This window comes from Paenibacillus sp. UMB7766-LJ446 (assembly GCF_030226665.1).
GTDB classification, from domain to species: domain Bacteria; phylum Bacillota; class Bacilli; order Paenibacillales; family Paenibacillaceae; genus Paenibacillus; species Paenibacillus vandeheii.
Genome location: NZ_JASOYM010000010.1, coordinates 32,460 through 47,447, shown reverse-complemented (window position 1 = coordinate 47,447; position 14,988 = coordinate 32,460). Strand labels below are relative to the sequence as shown.

General features: G+C 49.4%; 13 protein-coding genes. 8 read left to right on the top strand and 5 right to left on the bottom strand.

Features of this window, described 5'->3' with window-relative positions:
* Positions 1–59 precede the first annotated feature (59 nt).
* Positions 60–836, bottom strand: coding sequence for a Crp/Fnr family transcriptional regulator (locus QP794_RS22380; protein WP_285078963.1), 777 nt, complete (start codon positions 834–836; stop codon positions 60–62).
* Positions 837–1,220: 384 nt separating this feature from the next.
* On the opposite strand from QP794_RS22380, the gene QP794_RS22375 reads away from it, so the two are divergent.
* The 6 genes from QP794_RS22375 to chrA all read left to right on the top strand — a co-directional run bounded on the left by QP794_RS22375 (position 1,221) and on the right by chrA (position 5,490).
* A complete protein-coding gene (locus QP794_RS22375; protein ID WP_285078962.1) occupies positions 1,221–1,652 on the top strand; it encodes a GAF domain-containing protein in 432 nt (143 codons plus the stop codon).
* Between the two features lie 157 nt (positions 1,653–1,809).
* Positions 1,810–2,460, top strand: a complete 651-nt coding sequence (locus tag QP794_RS22370; protein WP_024632331.1) for a response regulator — start codon at positions 1,810–1,812, stop codon at positions 2,458–2,460.
* Positions 2,453–3,565 (top strand): PAS domain-containing sensor histidine kinase, encoded by a 1,113-nt coding sequence (locus QP794_RS22365; protein ID WP_285078961.1) that lies wholly within the window; start codon positions 2,453–2,455, stop codon positions 3,563–3,565. The genes QP794_RS22370 and QP794_RS22365 overlap by 8 nt, the downstream gene beginning before the upstream one ends.
* A 278-nt stretch (positions 3,566–3,843) precedes the next feature.
* The gene (gene chrS / locus QP794_RS22360; RefSeq protein WP_285078960.1) at positions 3,844–4,338 is read left to right on the top strand and encodes a chromate efflux transcriptional regulator ChrS; all 495 of its coding nucleotides are present in this window, start codon (positions 3,844–3,846) and stop codon (positions 4,336–4,338) included.
* A 12-nt stretch (positions 4,339–4,350) separates the two neighbouring features.
* Complete coding sequence (gene chrB / locus QP794_RS22355) at positions 4,351–4,941, top strand: chromate efflux transporter ChrB (protein ID WP_285078959.1); 591 nt, start codon at positions 4,351–4,353, stop codon at positions 4,939–4,941.
* A gap of 3 nt (positions 4,942–4,944) precedes the next feature.
* A complete protein-coding gene (gene chrA / locus QP794_RS22350; protein ID WP_285078958.1) occupies positions 4,945–5,490 on the top strand; it encodes a chromate efflux transporter ChrA in 546 nt (181 codons plus the stop codon).
* 223 nt (positions 5,491–5,713) lie between these two features.
* Here chrA and QP794_RS22345 read toward each other — a convergent pair whose 3' ends face one another.
* The gene (locus QP794_RS22345; protein WP_285078957.1) at positions 5,714–8,071 is read right to left on the bottom strand and encodes an Ig-like domain-containing protein; all 2,358 of its coding nucleotides are present in this window, start codon (positions 8,069–8,071) and stop codon (positions 5,714–5,716) included.
* A 230-nt stretch (positions 8,072–8,301) separates the two neighbouring features.
* Between QP794_RS22345 and QP794_RS22340 the strand changes: the two genes are divergently transcribed.
* A complete protein-coding gene (locus QP794_RS22340; RefSeq protein WP_285078956.1) occupies positions 8,302–8,922 on the top strand; it encodes a class I SAM-dependent methyltransferase in 621 nt (206 codons plus the stop codon).
* A gap of 249 nt (positions 8,923–9,171) precedes the next feature.
* Here the strand turns inward: QP794_RS22340 and QP794_RS22335 are convergent, their stop codons facing one another.
* The 3 genes from QP794_RS22335 to QP794_RS22325 all read right to left on the bottom strand — a co-directional run bounded on the left by QP794_RS22335 (position 9,172) and on the right by QP794_RS22325 (position 14,265).
* A complete protein-coding gene (locus tag QP794_RS22335) occupies positions 9,172–10,302 on the bottom strand; it encodes a glycoside hydrolase family 88 protein (protein ID WP_285079119.1) in 1,131 nt (376 codons plus the stop codon).
* A gap of 24 nt (positions 10,303–10,326) precedes the next feature.
* Complete coding sequence (locus QP794_RS22330) at positions 10,327–12,222, bottom strand: glycosyl hydrolase (protein ID WP_285078955.1); 1,896 nt, start codon at positions 12,220–12,222, stop codon at positions 10,327–10,329.
* Positions 12,223–12,336: 114 nt separating this feature from the next.
* Positions 12,337–14,265 (bottom strand): heparinase II/III domain-containing protein, encoded by a 1,929-nt coding sequence (locus QP794_RS22325; protein ID WP_285078954.1) that lies wholly within the window; start codon positions 14,263–14,265, stop codon positions 12,337–12,339.
* A 257-nt stretch (positions 14,266–14,522) separates the two neighbouring features.
* Between QP794_RS22325 and QP794_RS22320 the strand changes: the two genes are divergently transcribed.
* Positions 14,523–14,915, top strand: coding sequence for a hypothetical protein (locus QP794_RS22320; RefSeq protein ID WP_285078953.1), 393 nt, complete (start codon positions 14,523–14,525; stop codon positions 14,913–14,915).
* Positions 14,916–14,988: the final 73 nt, after the last annotated feature.

Genomic DNA, 14,988 nt, shown 5'->3' with positions numbered 1-14,988 from the left:
ACCTCTCCGTAACGACCCCAATCGCCATCGAAGGTACAACCCTATTCAACTTGCTTTCATTACAATCGGCACAGCTCTACTGGGCAGCTTGGAAATGTAGGACATCCGCACATGCAGCGCAAGGCTGCCAGATCCCGAATCATCAATTTTCCATCCATGGTGTCCACCGTCCCCTGTTCTTTCCAGGCTCCCAACATACGCGTTACACTCTCCCGCGTCGCACCAATCATCTCCGACAACTCGGTATGATTCAGCTTCATGTCGAGCACGATGCCATCCGGCGTAACTCTGCCATACGAGTTGCTGGCACGAATCAGCGTCGATGCAAGCGCACCTGCCTTGCCATAGAGCAGCAGGTCACGGAAACGCGACTGGGTGATGCGCTGGGAGAGCGCCATCCATTGCAGGAATTTCAAGGCAAGATCGCCATGCTTGCTAAGCACACTTTCCAAGTCACTGAGCGATACGATCCCCAGCTCTCCTTTGCCTGTCATCTCTGCACTGTAGCTATGAGTCAATCCGCCGATACCGCCAAACTCTCCAATCAGATCCCCGGTTTGCTGAATCGATAAAATGATTTCTTTCCCATCCTCAGTCGACTTGGTCAGCTTCACTCTTCCCGAGCGAATGTAGTACAGGTATCCGGCTTCATCGCCTTCCAGAAAGAGACTATACCCCGACTTTACCCGTTTTGGCTGCATCTTCGCTTCGATCAAGCCCCATTGTTCAGCTGTCACGAACGAAAGGATTCCACCAGTCTCCCGTGTCATCTTGCTCGCCTCCGTCTGTTCATGTTGTGTCGCCTGGGTTGTTCTTTCTTTAAATACCGTACCCATTACCATCGTCCCCCTCGTTGTTTCCTTATGTATCCATCATACCGCGAATTTAGCGTGGGGGTTATCGGGGGATTACCTGAACCTCACCGGGAAACTCCCTGAATTTGCTGTGAGATAAATCACACTAATGAGGCACCTTTACGACTCCACAATCGAAAAAAGCCTTGCCCTACACGGCCTGGATGCCGGTCCATACACAGGATCAGCAAATTACAGAATGGAAATAGGGGTTTTCCCTGAATTACATTACGGAAGAAAGGGGCTACAATAGAAGCAGTGGCGAAATACCCTTATTTTAAGATGTTCCCTGACTACAGGTTAACGATATTGATAATGATTACACCGTAACGTACGGTATGATTCCAAAAAAGGAAGTGTCCTCTCATGCATGATGAACTGCCATCCGGCATTCAGGAGATGATCGACGGCCTGCGCCTGAATACCTCCAGCGATTTTTGCGGACTGGCCTGCCTGTCCGGGACGATGCTGCGCTGGAAGTATACATCCGGCGCCAGCAACGAACGGGTGAAACGCATGGAGATGCGTCCCGGACAAGACCTGGTTGGCACAGCGCTTCGGACTGGACGCACCGCTCTATCTGATGCACAATCCACCGGGAAGCATACACCCGGCCGTTGTCCATTAATGCTTGCGGAGCGGTTGGTCTGTGCCATAGCAGTCCCTGTGTTCCAGCAAGGAAGCGTACCTTGTGCTGTGCTGCTCGTTGGCAGCAGACTGCCTTGCGCGTTCTCCCCGGAGATTGTCCGTCAGACTGAACAGGTCGCTATACAGTTGCAGCCAAAAGTATTTGGATAAATACAGTTGACAGTAATACGCTAAGAAGTCTTGTTATTCCCTTATGGGAGAAGTAGGCGTATAAAGAATCGAAGCTATTCAGAGATTAACTCTGAATAGCTTTCTTTTTTTGGTATGATAAAGAAAGAACTGTGGAACCGGACAGGAGGAAAATGATGTGATTCAATTATTAGTGGTCGACGATCATGTAGTTGTACGCTCCGGGCTGATTGCCCTGCTCGAAGGAAAGAATGATATACATATTGTTGGAGATGCGGCCGACGGTGATGAAGCTATTGCCAAGGCACAAGAACTGAAGCCGGATGTGGTCTTGATGGATTTCAGCATGCCGCCAGGCAAAGATGGTCTGACCGCTACCGCTGAATTGAAGAAATTGATGCCGGATATCTCCATTCTGATACTGACCATGCATGACGATGAAGAATATCTGTTCCGCGCCATCCACGCTGGAGCCTCCGGATATATTCTCAAGAGTGCGCCACATGAAGAATTGCTCGCCGCTATTCGTTGCGTAGCAGAGGGTAGCGCCTATCTGTATCCAAGTGCAACCAAGCGGCTGATGAGTGAATATCTGGACAAAGCGAAGCAGGAGAACGCCGGACCGTATGACACGTTATCCGAACGGGAGAAAGAGATTTTGTCCTGGATTGCCAAAGGTTATGCCAACAAGGAAATTGCTGAACTTCTGGTGATCAGTGTCAAAACGGTCGAATCCCACAAAAGCAATCTGATGGAGAAGCTCGGTCTTCGAACCAGACCGGAGCTGGTGAAGTTTGCGATGAAAAAGGGGTTGCTGAACTTTGAGTAGCACACGTGAAAACAGACTTAGCGGTTTTGCCGACCAGCCTGTGCGTCAATTGTTGGAGGAAATCGACAGTCACATTACAGATACTGAATTCCGCAGCAGACTGAAAGGTTCTCTGCATCAACTCAGTGATCTGAAGTTTGCCCTGGATGAATCGTCCATTGTAGCCCTCACAGACCGCAAAGGAAAGATCCAGTATGTGAACGATAAATTTTGCGAAATCTCACAATATGATCGGGAAGAATTGATCGGTCAGGATCATCGGATCATTAATTCGGGGTATCACGGCAAAAATTTTATGAAAAATCTATGGGAAACCATCTCTTCCGGACGAGTGTGGAACGGAGAAATCCGCAACCGTGCCCAGGATGGCAGCCATTATTGGGTGAATACAACCATCGTGCCTTTTCTCGATAATGATGGTGAGCCCTATCAGTATTTGGCCGTACGTAGTGAGGTCACCAAGCTGAAGCGGGTCGAAGCCGAGTTACAGACGATGATGACCCAGGTCATGAACATTCAGGAAGAAGAACGACGTCGCATCTCCCGCGAGCTGCATGATGGCATTGGACAGAGTCTCTTCTCCCTCGTCATTCAGATGGATCGACTGCTTGCGGATCAGCCCCAATCTGGTGTGGAAGCACTGCGGAAACAGGTCACGGGTATTATGGAGGACGTACGCGGCATGGCATGGGAGCTGAGACCCTCTGTACTGGATGACCTCGGCGTCGTTCCGGCCATTCGCACGTATATCGAGAACTATACCCGGCACTACGGAATTGAAGTGGAATTGGAATGCAATCTGCGAAAAAGGCTGGAGATGAACCGGGAGATCGCGATGTATCGCATTATCCAGGAGGCATTAACCAATGTGGCCAAGTACGCCGATGTGTCAGAAGCTCATGTGACGGTGAAAGATTCGGAAGAGGGCACTCTTGTGAAAATTGAGGATCATGGCGCAGGGTTTAACGGTACAACGGCTGGCAACGGCGTTGGTCTGTTCAGCATGGAGGAGCGAGCACGCGGAGCCGGAGGTACACTAACGATATCTTCGGAGCCTGGGGAAGGAACTGTAGTTACCCTTTGCCTACCCAAAACCGTTCATTAACTCGATCCAACCTGCACTTTATATAGAAGACTGTTTACGGATGAACTCCGTGAACAGTCTCTTTTTCGTTTATGACTACATACCGCTCCTCTTTCATCATCTTCCGATTGGTAAAAATGACAAAATGAAAGCTCTGAATCGGATAAATTCAACATTTACAATAAATATATTGACTCCAATTACGATTCGTCATTAAAATATGAATGCTACATACACATTGTACGTAGATCCTATTATAATTTTGTATTCTATATAGTTAAAAAAAAGGATGGTCAATCATGTCAGAGAAACGCTCCTCCAAAGGGGGAGAAATCCCGCAACTGCACAATCTGGATGCAATCGATCGTAAAATCATTGCCGCTCTTCACCAAAATAGCCGGATATCCTACACCGATCTGGGTGCACAGATCGGCTTGTCCCGTGTGGCCGTTCAGGCCCGCATTAATGCTTTATCCGAAAAGGGAATCATTGAACGCTTCACCGTGGTCATCAATCCGGGCAAAGTTGGACTTCAGGTCTCTGCCTTTTTCAATGTCGATGTAGAACCGCAATTTCTGGATGAAGTAGCCGCGAAATTGGACGAAGAACCCGCAGTAACCAGCCTCTATCATATGACAGGCCCGAGTACCCTGCACATGCATGGTATTTTTACAGATATGGAAGAGATGGAGCAGTTCCTGCTGGAGAAGCTCTACAAGATGCCGGGCATCGTCAAGGTAGAGTCACAGCTGTTGTTAAAACGATATAAAAGCCGAATGGGCATGAGACTCTAGGAGGAAATCAGCATGAGTTGGAAAGATTACAACGGTCTCGTCATCGGGATGGTACGAACCGGAATTTTGGGATATGGCGGCGGTCCTTCGGTTATTCCGCTGATCCGTTATGAAGCCGTTACCCGTTATAAGTGGGTAAGCGATGATGAATTCGGCGAGATTTTGGCCATTGCCAACGCCCTGCCGGGTCCCATTGCCACCAAGATGGCCGCATATCTCGGGTATAAAACGAAGGGTGTGCTGGGCGCAATTGTCTCGGTCCTGGCCCACATTTTGCCGACGAGCATCGCCATCATTGCGCTTCTTGGTTCCATGTACGCGCTGCGCGAATCAAAAATCGTAGCAGGCATGGTGGCAGCTGTTCGCCCGGTTATTTTTGTCATGCTCGGCATGATGGCTTACGAATTCGCCAAGAAAGCATGGAAGGGACTCGGCACAACCTTTGCCGCCCTGTTCGGTGTTCTTGCATTTGTACTGTTGCAGCTGCTCGATATTCACCCCGGTATTGTCATTGCCGTCTTCCTCGGATATGGCGTCTTTCATCTGGATGTGGTCCAGCGTTTCAAATCCAGGGGCAACAGTTCCGATAAGGGGGTGTCCTAAGCGATGCTTCAGACATGGTGGGAATTGTTTTGGGGATTTTTTGTAGCCAACATATTGGGATACGGGGGCGGACCTGCCTCCATTCCGTTAATGCAGGAAGAAGTGGTCAATCACTATAAGTGGATGACCACGGAACAATTCGGGGATGTACTCGCCATCGGCAATGCACTTCCCGGTCCGATCGCGACCAAAATTGCCGCATTTGTCGGTTATCAGGTGGCTGGCTGGTTTGGTGCATTTATCGCCAGTTTTGCCACAGTTGTGCCTTCGGCTGTTGCGTTAATTTTGCTGCTCCGCTTGCTGAACAAACATCGTACTTCGCCAAAGGTGAAAGGTATGACCTTGCTCGTACAGCCGGTTATCGCCGTACTTATGATCTTACTTACATGGGAATTCGGTCAGGTATCCACCAATTCTATCGGCATTTGGCAGACGCTGATCATTGCAGGTATCTCGCTCTGGGTCATGACCAAGACCAAGCTGCATCCAGCCATTCTGATTCTCATTGCTTTTGCATATGGTGCGCTGGTTCTGTCTCATACGATGTAATTCATTCATAAACATACTAAAGGGACGTTCTGGAACAAAGGATGCACTTTCATTGTGAGGTGCATACAAAGGTTCCGGGATGTTCCTTTTTCTTATTTCCTTTTTTTAAGCGGCACCATCGCATTTCAATGTCGTTTACTATAAATAAACGGTGATAACAGCATTTAAGCTGTCATCACCGTATAGGGGATTGCTTGTTTTACCTTCGTACTTGATAAAGTTATTATTTCGCTTCAACAACTACAGCCACTTTGGTTTTCACACCTGCATAAGTCACCGTAATGGTTGCTTTACCTTTACCATTGGCCTGAATGACGCCATCCTTCACCGATGCTGTCGCAATACGGGATGATTTCCAAAGCGCTGGTTTGGATACGTTCGCTTCGCTGCCATCCGCATACGTTGCTGTAGCAACCAGGGTGACCTTGTCACCTGGCTTCATGGTCAGGGTGACCTTATCGGTTTGCAAATATTTCAGTGTATCCACTTCGACTGCAACCGTTACCGTCTTGCTGCCGTACTTCGCTGTAATTTTTGCTTTACCTGAACCTGTTGCTTTTACTTTACCTTTAGTTACCTGTGCTACTTTGTAGCTGTTGGTTTTCCATTCCGCTTTGTCCGTGACATCACGCTCACTGCCATCGCTCAGATATGCAGTAACTGTAAGATCAGCAGAATCACCGGTTTTCAGGGAAAGAGCCGGTTCGGATGCTTCAATACGTGAAATAACGTCCACTTCAACCTGAATGGTCACTTTGTTGGAACCATATTCAGCCGTGATATTGGCTTTACCGCTGCTGTTCGCAGTGATAACCCCTTTTTTCACGTCGGCTACGCGGGAATTGCTTGATTTCCATGTTGCATCGGAGGACACGTCCTTGGACAAGCCATCTTCATCCGTTGCTGTGAGTACAATCTGCTGTGTTTCCTTGGAGGACAACACCACAAAGTTCACATCTGCCTCCAGCCCGCTAGCCATACCTACTTCAACAGGCAGCGTCAACGTTTTGCCTTCAATCTTGGCTGTGATGGTTACTTTACCTGTTGCAATACCCGTCACGACACCTTTGCTGTCCACTTCAGCGAGTTTTTCACTGCTGCTGCTCCAATCCGCATCTTCGGACACGTCTTTGGATGTATCACCGTATACGGCCAATACTTTCACAGACAATGTGCCACCAACGGCTACAGAACCTTTTTTCTTGTCCATTTCATACTTGTCTGGAACATCTACATTTACGGTGAATTTAACGGTTTTGCCGCCGTATGCCGCAGTGATGGTCGCTGTTCCTGATTTATAGGCGATCAAATCGCCGCCAGATACATATACAACATCCGCATTGCTGGATGTCCAAGTTGCTTTGGAAGTTACGTTCTCTGTACTTGCATCAATATATTCTGCATTGGCTACCAGTTTCTTGGTTTTGTTATCACCTGTAACACTCATTGCCAATTTATCTTCGATACCCACAATGTCCAAATATCTTGCCGTATCCACGTCAACCGTGATTTCCACCGTTTTGCCGCTATACGTTGCCTTGATTGTCGTAGAACCCGCACCAATTGCTGTAACCTGTCCCTTGAATACCGTCGCAACCTTCTCGTTGCTGGATGTCCATGTTGCCTGATCCGTTACATTTACATCAGCACTATTCGGGTAAGAGGCAGTCAATACGACATTTGCTGTTTTATTGGACTCACTCAAACGGAAGAAAATGCTCTGTTTCTCCACACTCAGTTTGCTTGTCAAATCCACATCCACATCGACCGATACGGATTTTGTTCCGTATTTGGCAGTAATTTTGGCAGAACCCGCCGAATAACCTGTGATTTCACCTTTTAATACGTCTGCTACTTTTTCATTGCTTGACGTCCACTCGGCCAGATCCGTTACATCTTTGGTTGTGCCATCTGGGTAGGTGGCTGTCAGTTTTACAGTTTCACTTTTGTTCAACAGCAGATTGACCTGCTTCTTGTCCACATCTACACGTTTAACAACCTCAACGTTAACATCCACAGTCACACTTTGACTGCCCACTTTACCTGTGATAACGGCTGTACCGGCGCTTTGTCCAGTAACTTTACCATTCACAACCGTTGCCACTTTCTCATCATCGGATGACCACTCAGCAACTTTGGATGCTTCTGCATTCGTCGTGTTATCACTGTAGGTTGCCGTCAAAATAATGTCTTTGCTATCTCCTGTGCGCAAGTCCAGCGACTGCACGTTTTTGGAAAGGGCTTTGACCTTTTTGGTTACATTCACCTGAACCGTCTGACTCTGACTCTGATACGATGCTGTAATGGTCGCCGTACCTTCCTTTTTGGCAGTGATGGCACCATTATATACAGTCGCTATCGAAGTATCACTGCTACTCCAGGATGAACTAATTGTCACGTTAGCGGATGTATTATCGCTATATACTCCTGTCACCGTAACCGAACTGGAATCACCCACTTCGAGCGACAGCTCATTTTTGGAAACTACAATTTTGGACAGTTCTTTATCTGCCGCAGCGGCCAAGCCTACGTTGGAAATACTCAGCACCAATACCAGCATCATCACCATGTACTTGGTCAATCTTGGCTTTAACATCATTTCCCCCCGATTCTTATCATTTTGTTCCTTAGGTTTAATGTCGGCAAGTTCTTTCCAGATGTTTAGACTTTCAGGGGATTTTAAGGGGAATTCGCGGGAATTCATCCTTCCGACCTATCGAATTCCAAAGGATTCATACCCGCAAATATTACGCATAACCTATGTATAGTTACTGAAATTTGGACTTTATTTCATAGGATCGGGGGAGAGACATGAGTCAGTCTTTTGATTACAAAGGATATTGGGAACAAACGTATAGCTCAGGCGAAACATCAGGAAGAGGTTCCTATGGTGTACTGGCTGAATTCAAGGCAGAGGTAGTAAACGGACTGATTCAGCGTGAGGGTATCTCCAGCGTCATTGAATTTGGTTGCGGGGATGGAAATCAACTGCAGTATATGAATTATGAGATGTATCTGGGTGTCGATGTGGCAGGTTCGTCGGTACGACTCTGCGCCTCCAAGTTTGCCAGCGATACCTCCAAGAGCTTTATGTTATACACGCCAGGTCTGTGGATTAACCGCGGTTTCCTTCAAGCGGATCTTACCGTCTGTCTGGATGTGCTCTATCATATTACAGATGAAACGGATTTTCGCAATACCCTTTACGACATCCTGCACGCTTCGTCAGAGTTGGTCGTGCTGTACACTCGATTGAAAGAAAACGGGAATCCAGGGGTTAGCACCATTCAGGACCGAAATATTTTTGATTATCTGTTCGACTATCCCGAGTTTAAAGTGCAGGAGATTATTCCTCAACGATATCCCGATCAGTCCTCGGCCGACTTTGTCATCTTAAGACGCACCCCTGAAATCAAAAATAAATCTGTGTGATCTAGCATGTGAACCGGAGCCATTGAATCTCTACCAGGTCATTTCTAATAGAAACAAAGAATTAGCCCGGTGGCCTATCTATAAGATCCCTTCCATTACAGCTTCTACTTAGGTATGCTCCGCCTCCAAGACAGAAATACCTTTTCCCCCTGGGAGGCAGGCACACTCGAGCAGTTGTATGACGGGCCGCATACTCATCCCCCACGCATACTCGCTGCTCGACGTGTGATGTTCTTAAATTTTGTTTTTCTAAAATAAACCCGGACAGCCACGCAGCTTCGCCAGCGCCTCCATATAGAAATAATCGCCGTATATAATCGGCACATTCAAGCCTCGACCCTCTGGATAATGCACGGTTCCCTGCATGATCAGACCTTCTTCCGCTGCTGTCTCACCAGAGCTGTAGTTCTCATGCAGCCCGTGGAGGATACGCTCTGCCGCGGCTCTGTATTCCTCACCGCGCGGCGACAGCTTCGCCAGCTCCAACAGACCGCTTGCGGCAATCGCCGAAGCGGACGAGTCCCACGCCACCTGATGCTCGGCAGGTGCGCGAAAATCCCACAGCGGCACGATGTCTTCGCCAAGCACGGCGAGGAAGAAATCGGCCGCTCGCTCCGCTGTCTCCAGATAGCGGGCTTCGCCCGTATACCGGAAAGACAGCGCAAACCCGTGCAGCGCCCAGGCGGTGCCCCGCGCCCAGGCGGAACCTGGAGCATGGCCCTGCCCGCCATGCTCCTGCACCTTCTGCCCCGTGAGTGGATCGAACTCCACCACGTGGCAGATGGACCCGTCAGCGCGGACGAACTCGCGCGCCACGGTGTCCGCATGCGCTTCCGCCAGCCAGCGGAAGCGCGGGTCGCCGCTCTGCTCGGATGCCCAGTAGAGCAGCGGCAGGTTCATCATGCTGTCAATGATGGCTACGCCGCGCGTATCCATCGTTGACGAGCTGAAGTTCCAAGCGCGGATATATTGACCGCGCACGTTGAAGCGGGCAGCGAGCAGATTGGCGGCGAGCATTCCCCGCCGCCGAGCATCCGCGCTGCCTGTCTGGCGGTAGTTGGCTACGCCACTAAGCAGCCAGATGAACCCCAGATCGTGATCCACCGATTCGGGATCACGCAGACAACCCTCCAATTGCCGCTCACAGCTTTCGGCAATGCGGAATAATGGAGCGACAGCTTCGCTCTCCGGCGACTCGCCATAGACAAGCCATAACAGCCCCGGCCAGAAACCGGCGGTCCACCATTCAGGATCATTCTGGTCATACTTGCCCTGCGGGGCGGTGTGCGGAAATGTATCCTTGATGCGCTGCGCATTGCGAATGATTTTGGCTGCTCCCTGCCGCCATGCTTCTTCAACCCATATTACCGATGCTGATATATTCACGAGCACTGCCTCCTCTTTTCAAATCCTGCCTAGACGAACTGTAAATGTAATCCTCTGACTGCCGCTTACTACCATGCGTGCTTCCTTCAAGACACCATTGCGCGAAGCCACCTTATGGTCATGAAGGTGAATTTCTGCTTCTTCATCAAGCACGGTTGATTCCACGTAAGCTCCACAAAATTCACAGCGAACATGATCACCGGAGACCGTGATGACAGCTTGATCCTCCCCATCGCTGTACATGAGCGGGATCACAGCCCCAGCCGCTTCAATCTCTCCTTCGAACTCATACGTGACCGTTAACAAACCCGGCTGCTGCGTATAATACGTCCGAAGTGCCTTTAATCCGATCAATGGGCCAACCCAGTCTACTGTGAATGTGTTGCTTTTCTGCCCCTGATCCTCCGCTACGTTAAAGACGACTGCTCCCCCTCCATCAGAAGGGTTGATTCCGGCATCCCGATTATATTCAACTCCGCAAGGAATGCCTGAAGCCAGGCTGTGCCACTGCCCATCCGGTGTCCGCCAGGCCGGACAATAACTGATCGCCTTCGTCTCACCCTCCGAAAATTCAGTGAATCCAGACTCGGCATGCCCAGCAGCAGCGGGACCAATGAGTCCCGGAAGCCCCTGCTGATGAATCCGCACTAATCCGGGTACGGTATATGGGTCATTCAGAGCTGTATGTAACACGATTTGTTGGCCCGGTACTGAAGCCGTGATGGTCTCAAACCAGCCATCCATTTGAAGGACTCGACTACCAATCTCGGACGGAATGGGCAATTCAGCCACTTCATCCCCGGGATCGCACAGATACGCATTGGCTAGTGCCGCAACCGTCCACAGGTTATAACACGTATGGTTGGTATAGATCTCGTATCCGTGGCGAACGGCCGGAGCATACCGATTCCGAACGATATTCAAACGGCCGTCCTCCATTTTCCACCGATCCACGGCTGCAAAACACAGATTGGCCGCACGCGTAAATACGCCTGACATCACCAGATCACCGATCTGCTTTGCAGCTGAGGCATGACTGGAGAACACGTATGCAGCCGCAGCTTCATTCCATTGATGCTGTGAGCTGCGTCCTCGCGGAGGAATTTCGCCCAGCGGAGATAGCGTAAGGAGCGAAGTGAAAGCTCCGCGCCGAATGTACTCAGCCAGAGAAGACGAACAGCTGCCGTCATATCCGGCATCCAACATAACACCCAAGTGATAGCGGGTAGCGATATCATACGCGAGCGGGCTGTTTGGCCGATCCAGTGGACCATCCTGATACAGGCCAAGTGCTGTAAAACGCGGCAGGTGGTAGCTCTCCAGGTACTGATCCATCCATTCAATCCCTTCACTCGCCAGCTGCTCGCGGTAGCGAAGGTATTCTCCCGAGATCATGATGGCATTCCAGTTAATCATCCGGTTTGGGTTATTCATTTTGGACATCGTAAATACATAGGTTTCTTCCGGTTGAATCCGTTCCAGCTCAGCTGCCCATTGAGTCGCTTGCTCTGGCAATAGCGGCTGGAGCAGCATATAGGCTCTCAACATAAGTATGGGGAAAAAGTCGGCATGATCGTCCGGAACCTCGCCACGAACCACCAATGAGATACTGTGGGTCAGAGCTGCTGCAGCCGAGGAGAGCAGATCGGTCCGCCCATGCTTGACCAGAACCGCAGCTGCAAATGCATAAGCGGGAGTTGAATAGTAGCGCTCCCGATCAGAAAAGGGGTCCCTAATGGCACCATTCTCCTGCTGATACACCGAGTAGGCACATACAATGTCTTCGATCAGTGCTATTTTGCGCGATCGATCCCATCCGCTAGGTTTTGCAAGTTTAGCCTGCTCCGCGTCGGTCCGGAACCTTTCCAGTTCACTTCTCCATGGATATGCTGAATCCGATGTATACGCTAACAAAACAAATCACCCTCATTTCTGATCCCGACTTCCATCTGGGATTGAATTGGTTCGAGTCGTTTCTGGTTCCTGCTGCATTAATCCGTATTCATCGTTACTTCTGATTTTTTCTCCTTACTTTGGATGGATGGAGAATTTCAATCTGCACCATGTCTCTTTTACGGAGTGATTCCTGGAATTCCCCTCTTCATATGCCGTTTGCCGCAAGAATAATGCCGTCCGATAAAATGTCAGGGGCAGGTGATCGTGATCCACCGTCTCTACCTCTTCCACCTGCGCATCCCAGAGTTCAGCATCATAATGCATCGTCACTACAGCCTTGCTCCCTTCCCACTGGACCCATGCTTCCTGTACGACAGGATGAATTCGACTCATGAAATGCTCAACGACTGGCGGCTTTTCGGTCAGGTGCTCTTCTCCACACGTACCCAAAGGTTGCTGCCACTGATAATAGTCTTCAAGGAAAAGCTCAGCTTCGGAAGCTTCAGGCGGACAGTTCCAACTCAAATGCCTGGTATACCTCGCCAGTGTCGGAGCATTTGGGTAAGCCGACGTCAAATCAAATGCAGCCTCTATCCCCTCCGGAAATAATCGCTTGATATGCAGTACTTTCGCCTCTGCTTGCCGTCCGGATTGCTGACCCGCTCCTTCGATGACCGGAACGCTATGCCCCTGAGAACCAATTTGAAAAATACTTTCCCGCCCAGGTGCGAAATAGGCCTGAGTATACTCGCCTGAACCTGGGTCACAGAGAATATTTTCTCCGCCGCCATGAAGGATAAAATGTCCCAGATCATTATGATTATGGGGCTCTGCGTTATGACCGCCCTTTACGGCAAAGGCTGCAGTCATTTCCTTTTGTTCTCCCGCTGCCAGTACTCCTCGGGCTATCCCCCATGACAGGTCTTCCAGATAAACTGAGGCTGCCGGCAACTTCCTTTCACTTCCTCTTTTATATCCGGCAGGTTTACTCCAAAGTATATTACGCAAAGCATGGGCCCATCGACGGCAGGGGTCCTCTGTCAGAAGCGGTATACGATGTTCCAAATTGACTTGAATCTGCTGCCGCTCGGACAAAAGAGAAAGCAGGCCAGGCGGAATGATCTCCCGTTCGCGACTGTCCGAAAAATTGACAAACACCCCGCCTGACAAGTGAATATTTCCGGGGAAAGCAGCGATCGCTCTCGTTAGGGGATCGGACATCATATCCAGTTTGCCTGAACTGGAAATTCGCAGCATCTCTGCAAAATACGTATAAAAACCGAACCCGTAAACCCAGTAACCTACGCCTTCAGCACATCCCCCATCCACCCCATACCCCTTCAAGAAAGCGTTCATGGAATGAAGGGTCTGCTGTACGGCCTTGGCCCTAAGGTGCTCATCTTCCAACAGAAGGAGAGCCGCAATTCCACAGCTGCCGCTGCACACCGCTGACCAATTGTGCTCTGCGTTCTCCCAGCCGTATATCCGCTGCTCTCGGTACAACGGGGTGAATATCCTGCACTCGATCTCAGCCCGCACTATCCGCATCACACGTTGATCCAAAACGCCATTTAACATGATGATCATCTCTGCGAGCGTTTGTGCTGTTTCTGCAGCGAACAGGTCAATGTGTTCTCTTACGCCCGCTTCTTTCCCTTCAGGTACATGAGCGGGCAGACACCAGGTTGGTTCGTTACAGACACTCCAGATCAGGTCTTCCAGCAATTGCAGTCGCTCGGCTGATGGCGATGCCGCGGCGAGCAGCCCCAATGCAGCGAGCCTCCCGCGCCGTTCGAAATATGCCAGCTCATACGATTGGCGCTCACCTGTCTCCCTGAATTGACGATATAAGGAAAAAGATAATTCAGGCAGGTTCTCCATTCTCGCTTTGTCCTCATATACTTGTAGATCTGACCAGAAAGAAGCATAGTCGGGATCATTCAAGGTGTCAGCCAGTCTATCTTTCCATCGACAGATGTACTTCAGAACACTACATGCATCATGCCTCATGGCCATCTCGATATCATCAGCTGTCCAATTCCATCCAGGGTGAATCGTCATGAGAATTCCTCCCTAATTTTGTAACCGATTTCATTTTAGCCCATCATCTACTAAAAATGAAGGGAGTTCGGATTAATGTTGTATAAAAAAATAAATAATGAAAATAAATGAAACTTTTCAGAGATTTTTCTCGTAAAAGGGTTGTCGGACTCATGGCATATGTATTTTCATTCCATTATGAGGACAGGTGAACCATACTGAATACTGAATTATTTAATCAGGCTGTTACTGAACTGCTGCATCGCTCCAATAGCCGTGTGTTTGTCCAGGTTGAGCCCCATTTTCCGGATAGTCGTCTCGTCGGTGGTAAATATCACATGGGAAGCCACACCGTGTATCTATATAAAAAAGAAATTATGGAGCAATGCCAAATGCTGTTTGGCTCTTTGGCTCCATTAAAGGCCTATATTTATGTCATTCTGGCTCATGAACTGGGACATGCCGAAGATGTAGAATTGGTGGATTTGTCAAACCTTCTGCATGGACCTCATACAGCTCCTGAGCAAGCTGAAATTCGGCTGCGTATCGAAGAAAATGCTTGGCGTTACGCAGAATCCCTGCTCTTTGATATAGATCCCATTTTCTTGCGTACCATCATTGACGAATCCCTATACAGTTATCGTCAAGCGATCGAACCACATATTGCCTGACCTGTTAGTGCAACAACGCTCATAAAAAACAAGGCCAGACTCACCCTTTTCCACAGGTGAAATCTGGCCTTGT

Bases quoted from the DNA above. Each gene is read 5' to 3' on its own strand.
- QP794_RS22380 (WP_285078963.1), bottom strand. From the start codon at position 836: ATGGGTACGGTATTTAAAGAAAGAACAACCCAGGCGACACAACATGAA.
- QP794_RS22375 (WP_285078962.1), top strand. From the start codon at position 1,221: ATGCATGATGAACTGCCATCCGGCATTCAGGAGATGATCGACGGCCTG.
- chrA (WP_285078958.1), top strand. From the start codon at position 4,945: ATGCTTCAGACATGGTGGGAATTGTTTTGGGGATTTTTTGTAGCCAAC.
- QP794_RS22340 (WP_285078956.1), top strand. From the start codon at position 8,302: ATGAGTCAGTCTTTTGATTACAAAGGATATTGGGAACAAACGTATAGC.
- chrS (WP_285078960.1), top strand. From the start codon at position 3,844: ATGTCAGAGAAACGCTCCTCCAAAGGGGGAGAAATCCCGCAACTGCAC.
- QP794_RS22325 (WP_285078954.1), bottom strand. From the start codon at position 14,265: ATGACGATTCACCCTGGATGGAATTGGACAGCTGATGATATCGAGATG.
- chrB (WP_285078959.1), top strand. From the start codon at position 4,351: ATGAGTTGGAAAGATTACAACGGTCTCGTCATCGGGATGGTACGAACC.